The 13119-nt window shown below is 47.1% G+C and carries 13 protein-coding genes and 1 tRNA gene; 12 read left to right on the top strand and 2 right to left on the bottom strand.

Going from position 1 to position 13119, the window contains the following annotated elements; translation table 11 throughout:
• Nucleotides 1-2 precede the first annotated feature (2 nt).
• The 6 genes from nrdG to NSB25_RS20895 all read left to right on the top strand — a co-directional run bounded on the left by nrdG (nucleotide 3) and on the right by NSB25_RS20895 (nucleotide 3177).
• Nucleotides 3-479, top strand: coding sequence for an anaerobic ribonucleoside-triphosphate reductase activating protein (nrdG, locus tag NSB25_RS20920; protein WP_103241463.1), 477 nt, complete (start codon nucleotides 3-5; stop codon nucleotides 477-479).
• Nucleotides 480-530: 51 nt separating this feature from the next.
• On the top strand, nucleotides 531-767 hold the full coding sequence (locus NSB25_RS20915) for a 4Fe-4S cluster-binding domain-containing protein (protein WP_242982562.1): 237 nt from the start codon (nucleotides 531-533) through the stop codon (nucleotides 765-767).
• On the top strand, nucleotides 755-1075 hold the full coding sequence (locus NSB25_RS20910; protein WP_103241465.1) for a hypothetical protein: 321 nt from the start codon (nucleotides 755-757) through the stop codon (nucleotides 1073-1075). The genes NSB25_RS20915 and NSB25_RS20910 overlap by 13 nt, the downstream gene beginning before the upstream one ends.
• Nucleotides 1076-1264 (top strand): hypothetical protein, encoded by a 189-nt coding sequence (locus NSB25_RS20905; RefSeq protein ID WP_103241466.1) that lies wholly within the window; start codon nucleotides 1076-1078, stop codon nucleotides 1262-1264.
• Nucleotides 1242-1748 (top strand): dCTP deaminase/dUTPase family protein, encoded by a 507-nt coding sequence (locus NSB25_RS20900; protein ID WP_103241467.1) that lies wholly within the window; start codon nucleotides 1242-1244, stop codon nucleotides 1746-1748. Before NSB25_RS20905 ends, NSB25_RS20900 begins: the two co-directional genes overlap by 23 nt.
• Nucleotides 1749-1839: 91 nt before the next feature.
• On the top strand, nucleotides 1840-3177 hold the full coding sequence (locus tag NSB25_RS20895; RefSeq protein ID WP_172455232.1) for a tyrosine-type recombinase/integrase: 1338 nt from the start codon (nucleotides 1840-1842) through the stop codon (nucleotides 3175-3177).
• Here NSB25_RS20895 and NSB25_RS20890 read toward each other — a convergent pair.
• Nucleotides 3159-3241, bottom strand: a tRNA-Leu gene (locus tag NSB25_RS20890). The genes NSB25_RS20895 and NSB25_RS20890 overlap by 19 nt on opposite strands.
• A 214-nt stretch (nucleotides 3242-3455) precedes the next feature.
• Here NSB25_RS20890 and proB point away from each other — a divergent pair.
• The 3 genes from proB (at nucleotide 3456) to proC (ending at nucleotide 6465) form a co-directional block, all read left to right on the top strand.
• The gene (gene proB, locus NSB25_RS20885) at nucleotides 3456-4262 is read left to right on the top strand and encodes a glutamate 5-kinase (RefSeq protein ID WP_242982563.1); all 807 of its coding nucleotides are present in this window, start codon (nucleotides 3456-3458) and stop codon (nucleotides 4260-4262) included.
• 65 nt (nucleotides 4263-4327) lie between these two features.
• Nucleotides 4328-5575, top strand: coding sequence for a glutamate-5-semialdehyde dehydrogenase (locus NSB25_RS20880; protein WP_103241469.1), 1248 nt, complete (start codon nucleotides 4328-4330; stop codon nucleotides 5573-5575).
• Between the two features lie 74 nt (nucleotides 5576-5649).
• Entirely contained in the window at nucleotides 5650-6465 is an 816-nt protein-coding gene (gene proC, locus NSB25_RS20875; protein WP_103241470.1) for a pyrroline-5-carboxylate reductase, read from the top strand.
• Nucleotides 6466-6469: 4 nt separating this feature from the next.
• Here proC and NSB25_RS20870 read toward each other — a convergent pair whose 3' ends face one another.
• The gene (locus tag NSB25_RS20870) at nucleotides 6470-10768 is read right to left on the bottom strand and encodes a 2-hydroxyacyl-CoA dehydratase (RefSeq protein ID WP_103241471.1); all 4299 of its coding nucleotides are present in this window, start codon (nucleotides 10766-10768) and stop codon (nucleotides 6470-6472) included.
• Nucleotides 10769-10965: 197 nt separating this feature from the next.
• Between NSB25_RS20870 and NSB25_RS20865 the strand changes: the two genes are divergently transcribed.
• The 3 genes from NSB25_RS20865 to NSB25_RS20855 all read left to right on the top strand — a co-directional run bounded on the left by NSB25_RS20865 (nucleotide 10966) and on the right by NSB25_RS20855 (nucleotide 13052).
• Complete coding sequence (locus NSB25_RS20865) at nucleotides 10966-11820, top strand: hypothetical protein (protein WP_103241494.1); 855 nt, start codon at nucleotides 10966-10968, stop codon at nucleotides 11818-11820.
• A 61-nt stretch (nucleotides 11821-11881) separates the two neighbouring features.
• Nucleotides 11882-12634 carry a hypothetical protein gene (locus NSB25_RS20860; RefSeq protein WP_242982564.1) on the top strand — a complete coding sequence of 251 codons (753 nt, stop codon included), beginning with the start codon at nucleotides 11882-11884 and terminating at the stop codon, nucleotides 12632-12634.
• A complete protein-coding gene (locus NSB25_RS20855) occupies nucleotides 12615-13052 on the top strand; it encodes a hypothetical protein (RefSeq protein ID WP_103241472.1) in 438 nt (145 codons plus the stop codon). Before NSB25_RS20860 ends, NSB25_RS20855 begins: the two co-directional genes overlap by 20 nt.
• Nucleotides 13053-13119: the final 67 nt, after the last annotated feature.

Here is a 13119-nt window from a genome sequence, read left to right as displayed (position 1 = left end):
ATATGTTGCATGTAGCAGGGATTAATTATGAGTCTACTGCTGACGCTGAAGGAGTGGCTTGTACCATTTTCTTCAGCGGGTGTAAACATTTTTGCAATGGATGCCACTCTAAAGACACATGGGATTTTAATTATGGAAAAGAAATATCTAATGAATTAATTAATGTGATTAATTCTGAAATTGATAAAAGACCATTTTTGTCTGCATTGGTTCTTAGTGGTGGAGATCCGATGTATTCGGCAGTAGAAATAAAAGAATTTATATTAAAAATTCATATTCCCAATAATAATATTTGGTGTTATACAGGATTTTTAATGGAACAAATAATAGAAAACTACGAGATGAGGGAGTTATTGAATCTATGTAATGTTTTAATAGATGGGCAATTTGAAATTGAAAAAAGAGACATAACACTATCATTTCGTGGAAGCAGTAATCAAAGAATTTGGAAAAAACGAAACGGAGAGTGGTATGTATAAAAGATAGCTCACTAAAGAAGTATGCTCACGGGGTATACATGGGAATCTATTATGGAATACGAAACATCATTTAATAATGTTATAACAGCACATAATAGTGACATTTTATATGATTACTATATATGGAAGCGAAAGAATATTTTATTAAACTGTGATGTCTTAGTAGACGGAAGATACATAGATTCACAGCGTGACATAACTCTTCCATACAGAGGCAGTAAAAACCAAAGGCTTATTAATATTAAGCAATCATTGCAAAAAGGAGAAATAGTTTTATGGACAGACTAGCAGAAAACCAATATAAACTTGATATTAATATAAACCAAATGAAAAAAGTTGGATTCAAATTTGATCATGAGTTAGAAGAGTATGTTTATAAATTCCCCGTTTATAAATATAATGGAATACCTTTGATCTTTTGTAAGTTAGGAATTGATGAAGATACAAAACGAATATGGTTTAACGTGTGCGATTCAAATAACATATTGTACTCTCCATATTATTATAAGGAATTTGGTAAAAATAGAATTATACCTCAGATAGAAAAAGAAATATTAAAAGTGTTAAATAAATTGAAAGCTACAAAGGTAAACTGAATGAATATGATTTTAACATCTGAATGTGAACAATGTACTTATGGAATAATTGATGAAAGTAACAAAGCCAGAATAAAGGTAAAATGCAATTTAAAGAACAAAGAATACCATTATGGCCAGTGTATTCCATGCGAAAACAAAAGGAAACGAAAAGAGGAAGAAAAGTTTGAAGAAAGTAGCGCAGTTTGAGAAAGTAAGTCTAAAACAGTTTCTAGGCGACTGGATTGACACATTTGGTAACAGATCAGATCATATAATCACAGAAATATATAAAAATATAAAACTTCCAATTCGTAAAACAAAATATAGTGCCGGACACGATTTTTTCACTCCATGTGATATAAGGATAAAGCCTGGTGATTCAATGATGATTCCAACAGGTATAAGATGCCAAATGAATATTAATTATGTAATGCTATTATTCCCAAGGAGTAGTCTTGGAATTAAGAAGCATATGGCTATCGCTAACACAATTCCAGTAATAGATGCGGATTACATAAATGCTGATAATGAAGGACATATTTTTATATGCATAAGAAATTACGGAGACAAAGAATTAGAAGTTAAAACAGGTGAAGCATTCGTACAGGCTGTTTTTGTAGAATATGGTTCTGCAGACAACAATAAAATTGATGCAAAACGAAACGGAGGTATTGGAAGTACTGGAAAATAAAAAATACATCATAAATTAAAGAGGGAAGGAGCTGGAGCTGTGCGCACAAAAGGATATCCTGGTTCCTTTAAATTAGTAGATGGATGAAAGTTTGTTGAAATATGCTGTTGCAAATGGTATGATTGATTTATCATACGTGCAAGAACAAATTGAAATGAATAAGAGAAAGGAATTGTTAAAAAAACATCAGTATGCAATCTGGAAGGGTAAGGATGGCAAATGGTATACTTATCTACCTGATGAAAAAAATAGGAGGGTGTTGAAAAAACGAGCCTCAGAAGAGGCTATAAAAAATCTGGTAATAGAATATTATTCTGACGAAGTAAAAGAACAAAATAAGTTAAAACGGGAACAGGATATTGTAGAAAATAGATTTGATACAAATTTTGAAACATGGAAGAGAAAACAAATAGCATATGGTGTATCTTCTAATACAGTTTCGAAATACAATTCTGATTACCAAAGATTTTTCAAAGGATCATATTTTGAAAAAATGGACATAAGGAATATGACAGAAGAGGATATTACAATTTTTATTATTAGTAGGATTAAAGAACTTGATTTGAAGGAAAAAGCCGGTAAAGCCTTATGGGGATATATTTCTGGTGTATTCCACAGTGCAAAGATTAATAAGAAAATTGTAGATAATCCATGTCAGTATGTAGATACTAAGTCATTTGTAAAATTCTATAACAGGAACAAACGTCCTATTGATGAACGTGTGTTAAGTAATGATGAGATATCTATAATAATGAAGCAATTAACCACGGATCATCTTGAAAAACCAGAATATCTTCCTTCGTATGCAGTAGAACTTGCAATATATACTGGAATGAGAACAGGAGAGTTGGCTGGTTTGAAATGGAGTGATATCCAGTTAGACAATAGAATTATGATAATATGTAGATCAGAAAAATATGATCGCATTAATGGAGATTATTTTATTTCAGGTACAAAAACCTATAAATCCAGACAATTTCCAATTTCTGATGAAATGATAATTCTATTTCGCAAAATAATCCGTTTACAGGAAAAGTCAGGATGTTATGACGATTTTGTATTTTCTAATTCTGAGGGAAGAATCCATGGAAGAACAATTTCAGATTGTATGCGCAATAAATGTATTCAAACGGGGATAACTGTAAAAGGTGTACATGCAATCAGAAGAACTTTTAACAGTAGAATGAGGTGTGAAGGGGTTTCGTCAACTGTTGCTGCATCATTACTTGGTCATACAGAAGAGGTAAATCAGCAGAATTACACATATGACATCACAGGAATGGAATATAAGCGTGAAGTGGTCAAAAAAATAAATGAGAGTATAAAAGGTAATCAAGGTAATCAAAATGCTAACAAAATGAAAATGGCTGAAAACCTTGATAAATCAACGTTTTCAGCCACCAAAAACAATGCCGGCAGCGGGACTTGAACCCGCACGTGGTTGCCCACAACAGATTTTGAGTCTGCCTCGTCTGCCATTCCGACACGCCGGCATCTCCACTGCAAAAAAGCAATGGGAAGACTTTCACAACGAAATAAATTATAGCACAGAATGAAAGGAATGACAAGAGATATTTAAAATAAAAAGAGAGGTTTAAAAAGAAAATAAACTGTGTTATACTGGGAATGTTTATTGACTGTCCTGCTCTCGTTTTACCGGAAAGTTCAGAGCAGGCAGCTTATATTTTACAACCAGGGAGGCAGGCCTTGAAAGATAAAAAACGTATAGTGGTGAAGGTAGGAACCTCCACTCTGACCCATGAGTCCGGCGCACCGAATCTGCGGCGGATGGAACAGCTGGCCAGAATTCTGGCGGATCTGAAAGGAGCCGGGCATGAGGTGATACTTGTGTTCTCCGGTGCCATTGCAGTGGGCACATCCAGGCTGGGACTGGAGGAACGGCCGAAAGAACTGCGGATGAAGCAGGCGGCAGCGGCCGTGGGGCAGTGCAGAATGATGCACATTTTCGACCAGTTTTTTGCGGAGTACAATCAGTCCGCGGCACAGATTCTGCTGACGGGAGACGATGTGGAGATTCCTGTCAGAGAAGAACATCTGCGGAGAACTTTTTCCGCCCTTTTGGAGATGGGGGTCATTCCGGTGGTAAACGAGAATGATTCCGTTTCCTCCGCCGAGATTGAGACCGGGAATCACAAGGTTCTGGGCGACAATGATACCCTTTCCGCCATTGTGGCAAAGTTGTGTGGGGCGGATCTGCTGGTGCTGCTCAGCGATATTGACGGATTGTATGATTCTGACCCGAAAGAAAATCCCGGGGCAAAGCTGCTTCATCGCGTGGAGGAACTGACACCGGAGATCTTTGAGATGGCAGGTGGTGCGGGCACCTGGCGGGGAACCGGCGGGATGGCGACCAAGTTGTCAGCAGCCGGAATTGCCATGGCGGCGGGATGCGACATGGTGATTGCAAACGGAGCCAGAATGGAAGATCTATATGGAATCGTGGAAGAAAGGGCTATCGGAACTCGTTTCCTGGCATCCGCAGAAGGAAAGTAAACGGCGGTGTCCGGAAATGCAGCCATGTCAGTTATATGAGAACAGGGACGGGAGGAAAGCAATCTATGACTATATTACAACAGCAGGGACAGGCGGCAAGGGAAGCTTCCCATACGCTGGCCACAGCAGGAACTGCGGGAAAGAATGCCGCATTGGAGGCGATTGCCGGGATATTGAGAGAGAGGCAGCAGGAATGGCTGGATGCCAACAGGCGGGATGTTGAGGCCGCACAGGCCGACGGAATGCGGCCTGCACTGCTGGACAGGCTGACATTGACACCGGAACGGATAGAAGGAATTGTGGAGGGAGTGCGGCAGATTATTGCTCTGCCCGATCCCATCGGCCGTGTGGATAAAATGGAGACCCGTCCCAATGGTCTGATCATCGGACGCAGAAGAGTGCCGCTGGGGGTGATTGCCATTATTTACGAAGCGAGGCCCAATGTGACTGTTGACGCGGCGGCGCTGTGCCTGAAGTCCGGCAATGTCTGCATTCTGCGGGGCGGAAAGGAGGCCATTCATTCCAACCGCTGTGTCACGTCACTGATGCGGGAGGCACTGGTTTCTGCGGGGCTGCCGGAAGGCTGCATTTCGCTGGTTCAGGACACCAGCCGTGAGACGGCAAACGAACTGATGCATCTGGATGGTTATGTGGATGTACTGATCCCCAGGGGCGGGGCGGATCTGATACGGACTGTGGCCAGGGAGGCCAGTGTTCCGGTCATCCGCACCGGTGAGGGAATCTGCCATATCTATGTGGACAACGAAGCAGATCCGGGCATGGCGGCAGAGATTCTCTATAATGCAAAATGTTCCAGGCCATCGGTTTGCAATGCGGTGGAATGTGTCCTGGTACAGGAGGATGTGGCGGAGGCTTTCTGGAAAGAAGCGCTGCCTGCGCTGGAACAGAAAAAGGTGGAACTGCGGGCGGATGAAAGGGCACGGAAGATACTGGGAGATCGGGCGGTGCCCGCCTCGGAGAGCGACTGGGATACGGAATATGACGATTATATTCTGGCGGTACGCACAGTGGAGAATCTGGAGGAGGCCATTGCATTTATCAATGCCCACGGAACCGGACACTCGGAGAGCATTGTCACCGGGAATTATTTCAAGGCGCAGCGGTTTCTGGACGCGGTGGACGCCGCGGCCGTATATGTCAATGCATCCACAAGGTTTACGGACGGCGGAGAATTTGGACTGGGTGCGGAAATCGGTATCTCCACCCAGAAGATGCATGCCAGAGGCCCTATGGGACTGGAAGAACTGACCAGCAGCAAGTATGTGATTTACGGCCAGGGTCATGTGAGATAGAAGGCGACGGGGGAATCTGCAGACAGAGAATATGCGGATTGCTATGTACGACAAAGCGCGTAAGAGGTGTATCAATGGAGAAGAATAATTTGATTTTTGGGTTTATCGGTACCGGCAATATGGGTGGTGCCCTGGCAAGGGCAGTCAGACGAAGGATGGAGGGCAGTCAGATTCTTCTGGCCAACCGTTCTCCGGAGAAAGCCTGTCTGCTGGCGGAGGAACTGGGGGCGTCTGTGGTGTCGAACTGTGACGCAGCATGTCAGGCGGACTACCTCTTCCTGGGGGTGAAGCCTCAGATGATGGAGGGGATGCTGAAGGAAATCAACCCTGCACTGGCACAGCGGCGAACCCCATTTGTGCTGGTGACTATGGCCGCGGGTCTGACTATTGACAGAATCCGGGAGATGGCAGGAGGAAAGGCGTATCCCGTCATCCGGATTATGCCCAATACTCCTGTTGCTGTTGGAGAAGGGATGGTGCTTTACACCTGCAGCGGGAATGTGACGGAAGAGAGCAGGAATTTCTTCCTGGATGCCTGTGCGGAGGCGGGGCAGTTTTCTGACATTGCGGAGTCGGGAATAGATGCCGGGTCTGCCGTGGCGGGCTGTGGACCTGCTTTTGCGGATATGTTTCTGGAGGCCATGGCGGACGGCGGCGTGGCCTGTGGGCTGTCCCGGGCACAGGCGCTGAAATTTGCCGCTCAGATGATGACGGGAGCTGCCAGGCTGGCGCTGGAAACCGGACAGCATCCCGGCGCGCTGAAGGATGCTGTCTGTTCTCCCGGAGGAGCCACCATTCAGGGAGTGCGGAAGCTGGAGGAGGCAGGTTTCCGGGGAGCTGTTATGAACGCGGTGATTGCCGCTTATGAGAAGACTTTGGAACTGAAGTAATATGTTATTTTATCAGATTTTTCTGTGCGGTGGACAGCATCAGTTTGATGCGGTTCAGCTGATTTACCTCGCTGGCGCCGGGATCATAATCGATAGCCACAATGTTGGATACAGGATAGGCTTTCCGCAGAGCCTTGATGACACCTTTTCCCACCACATGGTTGGGCAGGCATCCGAAGGGCTGTGCGCAGACGATATTCGGTACCCCTTCCCGAATTAGTTCCACCATTTCTCCGGTCAGGAACCATCCCTCCCCGGTCTGATTGCCGATGGAGACAATGGGTTCCGCATAGGATGCGATTTCTCTGATGGGGATGGGCGGGGTAAAGTGCACAGATTTCTTAAATTCTTTTGTCATGGTTCCCCGGAGAATGTGTTCAATGGCCCAGATTCCCAGAGAGGAGATGCGGGCCGTTTTTTTGCTCATGCCCAGCTTATCTGCCTTGTAGAGCTGATTATAAAAACAGTACAGCATGAAATCCATCAGATCGGGTACCACGGCCTCTGCACCTTCCGCCTCCAGCAATTCTACCAGATGATTGTTCCCTGCGGGAGAGAATTTCACCAGGATTTCTCCCACGATACCCACCCGGGGCTTCTTCACATCCAGTGTCGGAATCCGGTCAAAATCCCGGATAATCTCTCTGCACAGTCTCCGGAACTTCCGCAGGCTGATATGTTTCGCGGAGACAAACTTCTGAACTTCGCTCACCCATTTCCTGTGTACGGCATTCACGCTGCCCGGTGCGGCTTCGTAAGGACGCATCCGATAGATACAGCGCATGAAAATATCGCCGAATTCCGCAGCCATGGCTACCCGGACCAACAGGGAGGCGCTCAGATGGAACCCCGGGTTACTTTCGAGTCCGGCCAGATTCAGAGAGATAACGGGGATCTGCTCCATACCGGCCTTTTTCAGTGCGCGGCGGATAAATCCCACATAATTGGTGGCGCGGCAGCCGCCTCCCGTCTGGGTCATGGCGATTGCGGTTCTGTTCAGGTCATATTTTCCGGACAGCAGAGCTTCCATAAGCTGCCCTACCACGAGAAGGGAAGGGTAGCAGGCATCGTTATTGACATATTTCAGTCCCACGTCCACGGAGTGCCGGTTGTCATTGCCTAATATTACGAAATTATATCCGCAGGAGCGGAATGCCGGCTCTATGATTTCAAAATGAACAGGCGACATCTGCGGGCAGATGATGGTATAATTTTCCCGCATTTCCTCTGTGAAAGGAACTTTCTCCGCGGCTGTGGAACAGCAGACGGGATGCTTTTGTGCCTTTTCCCGCACACGGATGGCGGACAGCAGAGAGCGGATTCGGATTCTGGCGGCCCCCAGATTGTTTACCTCATCGATTTTCAGGCAGGTATAGATTTTCCCGGAACCGGATAAAATGTCATTCACCTGGTCGGTGGTAACTGCGTCCAGGCCGCAGCCAAAGGAATTGAGCTGGATTAAATCCAGATTTTCCTGTTGCCTCACGTAGCTTGCGGCGGCATAAAGCCGGGAATGATACATCCACTGGTCGGATACAATAAGAGGTCTGTCCGGGCAGCCCAGGTGGGAGATGGAATCTTCCGTCAGCACTGCCATGTCAAAGGAGGTAATCAGCTCGGGGATGCCGTGGTTGATTTCCGGGTCTATGTGGTAGGGACGGCCTGCCAGAACGATGCCGTGCTTTCCTGTTTCCTTAAGCCAGGCGAGAATTTCCTCTCCTTTTAGCTGTATGTCCTTTCGGGCCTTTGCCAGTTCCTCCCAGCCTGCGGCGGCAGCTGCACAGACTTCTTCAGCAGGCAGTTCGCAGAATTCCTCTGTCAGGGCATCGGTCACTGTCTCCAGATTCTGAAAAGACATAAACGGATTGCGCAGCTTTACCTTTCCGCTGCTGATTGCTTCCATATTGTTTTTAATATTCTCAGAGTAGGAGGTGACAATGGGACAATTGTAATGGTTGCTTGCTCCCTCCACTTCATCTCTTTCATAAAAAAGAGCGGGATAAAATACAAAATCCACATTCTGTCTGATCAGCCACTCCACATGCCCGTGAGCCAGCTTGGCAGGATAGCATTCAGATTCGCTGGGAATGGATTCTATGCCCAGCTCGTATATCTGACGTGTGGAAATGGGGGAGAGTATCACGCGATATCCCAATCCGGTGAAAAAGGTATGCCAGAAAGGATAATTCTCATACATGTTCAGGACTCTCGGAATTCCCACCACACCCCGGGCGGCCTTATCCGCCTCCAGAGAAGAATAGGAGAAGAGACGCTTCAGCTTATACTCATAAAGGTTGGGGACATTGTGAGCATTTTTCTGCCCGCCGATGCCACGTTCGCAGCGGTTGCCGGAGATATACTGGCGTCCGCCGGAGAATCTGTTGATGGTGAGTCTGCAGCTGTTGGTACAGCCGCGGCATTTGGCCATACTGGTCTCATACTTCAGAGCACAGAGCTTCTCATAGGAGAGCATGGTAGTCTCATAACCATTGCTGAAGTGCTCTCTGGCGATAAGGGCAGCGCCGAAGGCGCCCATGATACCGGCGATATCAGGACGGATTGCCTGACAGCCGGCGATTTTTTCAAAGCTTCGCAGGACGGCATCATTATGGAAGGTACCGCCCTGGACCACGATTTCTTTTCCCAGTTCAGAGGCATCGGATACCTTGATCACTTTAAACAGAGCGTTTTTAATGACGGAGTAGGCAAGACCGGCGGAAATGTCCGCGACGCTGGCGCCTTCCTTCTGGGCCTGCTTTACCCTTGAGTTCATAAACACAGTGCAGCGTGTGCCCAGATCAATGGGATGGGGAGCGAAAATGGCCGCATCCGCAAAATCTTTCACACTGTAGTTCAGGGATTTCGCAAATGTCTCGATAAAAGAACCGCATCCGGAGGAACAGGCTTCATTCAGCAGCACACTGTCCACCGTGTGGTCTTTGATTTTGATGCATTTCATATCCTGTCCGCCGATATCAAGGATACAATCCACTTCCGGATTGAAGAAAGCGGCGGCATGGTAATGAGCCACTGTCTCCACTTCACCGTCGTCCAGCAGGAAGGCCGCCTTCATCAGGGCTTCCCCGTATCCGGTGGAACAGGAGCGGACAATATGTACATCCTCCGGCAGCTGTTCGTAGATTTCCTTTAAGGAGCGGATTGCCGTCTTTAACGGACTTCCGTCATTGCCTGCGTAAAAGGAATACAGAAGGGAACCGTCCTCTCCCACAAGGGCTATTTTGGTGGTGGTGGAACCGGCGTCAATGCCCAGGAAGGCGTTCCCGTGATAAGCGGAAAGCTCCGCTGTGCTCACATGGCTTTGACTGTGCCGGTCTTTAAACGCATTATAGTCTGCCTCACCGGCAAACAAAGGTTCCATACGTTCCACTTCAAATTCCATTTTAATCTCCGAAGACAGCCTGCGGAGGATCTCTTCCATGGTGCAGAAGGTGTCAGCCGCGGCATTCAGCGCGGAGCCGATGGCGGCGAAAAGATGGGAATTAGCCGTATCAATCACATGCTCGTCATCCAGCTTCAGCGTTCTGATAAAAGCGGCTTTTAACTCCGATAAAAAGTGCAGAGGCCCCCCCAGAAAGGCCACATGCCCACGGATAGGCTTGCCGCAGGCCAACCCGGAAATGGTCTGATTGACCACAGCCTGAAAGATGGAGGCGGCAAGGTCCTCTTTGGTGGCACCTTCATTGATGAGCGGCTGAATATCCGTTTTGGCGAAAACGCCGCACCGGGCCGCGATGGTGTACAGGGACTGATAATTTCTGGCATATTCGTTCAGTCCGGAGGCATCTGTCTGAATCAGAGCGGCCATCTGGTCAATGAAGGAACCTGTGCCGCCGGCACAGATACCGTTCATCCGCTGTTCTACATTACCGCCTTCGAAATAAATAATTTTGGCATCTTCGCCGCCCAGCTCGATGGCCACATCGGTTTTGGGGGCCATCTCCTGCAGGGCGGAGGCCACGGATATGACTTCCTGTATAAAAGGGACCTTCAGACAGTTGGCCAGAGTCAGACCTCCTGACCCCGTAATCATGGGATGCAGGGTGAGATTTCCCAACTGATGGTATGCCTTCTCCAAAAGCTGTGCAAGTGTCTCCCGGATATTGGCATAGTGCCGCTGATAGTCACAAAACAGTATATTATGTTCTTCGTCCAGAATTGCAATTTTGACTGTGGTGGAGCCGATATCAATGCCAAGGCTGGCATCTCCAAGACTGGCATTGCACAGACCGGCATCGCCGAGACTGGCATCGTCAGAAACTGCAGTTTTGCTTGTGAAGTCCATTCAGATCATCCTTTCCAAAGGTTTAAAACAATTCATGACAACTTAAGACATTATAGTACACAGGAAAGCAAAATGCAAATAGTAAAAGCTGTGAAAAGTTTATAAAAAAACTGATTTTTATATAAAATAAGGAAAAGTCTGGTTTACTTATGGAAACGGGAATGATAAAATATATGCGGGACAAAACAGATGGAGGACTGAACAAAATGAGTAATTTCGAAAAAAGATTTGGCAAATATGCGATTCAGAATATATCGCTGATATTGATTCTCTGCTATGTGGTGGGTTATGTGATTGACTTGATTAATGCCGATTTTCTCATGTATCTCACCTTGAATCCCTATGCCATACTGCACGGGCAGGTCTGGAGACTTTTCACCTGGGTGATTATACCGCCGTCTTCCCTGGACCCCTTTACGATTATTATGCTTCTGTTCTATTATAACATTGGAACCAGCCTGGAGCATACCTGGGGAACCTACCGATATAATGTCTATCTGCTGTCGGGCATGCTGTTCACCGTACTTGGCAGCTTTGTCTGGCTGGGAATTCAGTATCTCATGGGAAGCAGAGGCATCGGCCTTTATAATGGTTCCTTTATGGCTTCTCTGTTTTTCAGCACATATTATATTAACATGTCCATATTCCTTGCCTTTGCGGCCACCTTTCCGGATGTGCAGGTGCTGCTGATGTTCCTGGTCCCGGTGAAAGTGAAATGGCTGGGAATTTTATACGGTCTGGTACTGGCGTATGATTTCCTGTTTTCCGGAAATCTTGTAATCAGGATTGCCATTGTCTCTTCTCTGCTGAATTTCCTGATTTTCTTTGTCACCTCAAGAAGTCATATTCATATGACGCCGAGGCAGATGAAGCGCAGAGTGGAATTCCGACAGGACATCAGGCGCAACTCCAGGGTGACGAAGCATAAATGTGCTGTCTGCGGCCAGACGGAGGATGATGATCCGACTCTGGAATTCCGTTTCTGTTCCAAATGTAACGGGAATTATGAGTACTGCCAGCAGCACCTGTTTACGCATACACATGTGAAGTAGTCTGTCGGGCATATGGGTATGGAACGGGTTACAATACAGGGAGACGGGGGAAGGGAAGAAAATGATATCCGATGAGAGAGTATTTGTACAGAGTCTGGAGAAGGTACGCCGGCTTGCCAGGGAACAGGGGAACTGCGTCAGTGAGGAACAGGTACGGGAAGAATTCGCCGCTCTGGATTTAAGCGATGCCCAGCTGCAGATGGTATACGACTATCTGAGTAAGCATGGGGTGGGAATCGGCGAGCCGCCGGATTCGGATGCGTTTCTGACAGAGGAAGAGAGGAATTATCTGCAGGATTACCTGGATGAGATAGCAGGGATTCCCGTCTGCAGCGATGGAGAGAGGGAGGCCTGCATTCTTTCTGCAATGGCAGGAGACAGGCAGGCGGGACAGCGGCTGACGGAGAGTTATCTGAAAGAGGTGGCGGATATTGCAAGGCTTTACACCGGACAGGGTGTACCGCTGGAGGACCTGATCGGAGAGGGAAATGTGGCGTTGTCCATGGCTGTGAGTTCGCTGGAAGGGGCTCCGGATGCCGCCGGGGCCCAGAAAAAGCTGGTGCGGCTTATCATGGATGCCATGGAGGATTTTATTCGGGATCATGCGGAAAATGAGAAAAGGGATCAGCGCATTGCGGACAGGGTAAACCGGGTGGCAGACAAGGCCAGAAAGCTTGCCGGAGAGTATCACAGGAAGGTGACACCGGAAGAATTGATGCGGGAGACAGGGCTTTCCATGAAGGCCATTCAGGATGCCATGCGGATGAGCGGATACAAAATAGAGGATATTGAGTATGCAGAAGACGGTATATGAAGATTATAAATACAGTATGCAGGACACAGGCAACATCTATGTGGGATGTAAGTATACATTCGGGGAACTTCTGGAACAGGAGGACATCCTGTTCAAATTCAGGCTGATTATGCAGCACTATATTCTGCCGGAAGCGAGCCCGGAGGATACGCTGGAGACACATTTGTATTACCTGGCTCCCGAAAGCTTCCTGGTAAAAATATACAGGCAGATGAAGGCGAAAGTCAAAGTAAATGTCATAGAGGAGAAGAAATTTTTATTCGGAAGGAAGCAGAACGGTCCGGGGAAGAAGCGCTATGTGACCAGAATGCTTACCGTGGAACAGCTGGTAAATGTGCCGCCGGCGGAGAAAGAGAAGCAGGGATATGTGATACAGGAACTGCGTGTCAGCAAGCTGGCTCTGGCTACTCTCACATGAGAGGAATACAGGGGACTCCCCGGACGGAAGAGACGGGAGATTCCCTGGCTGACAGGAAGGAACTGAC

The organism is Acetatifactor muris (genome assembly GCF_024623325.1).
GTDB lineage: Bacteria > Bacillota > Clostridia > Lachnospirales > Lachnospiraceae > Acetatifactor > Acetatifactor muris.
Note: the sequence above shows the minus strand (reverse complement) of the source record. Positions and strands in the feature narration are given on the sequence as shown.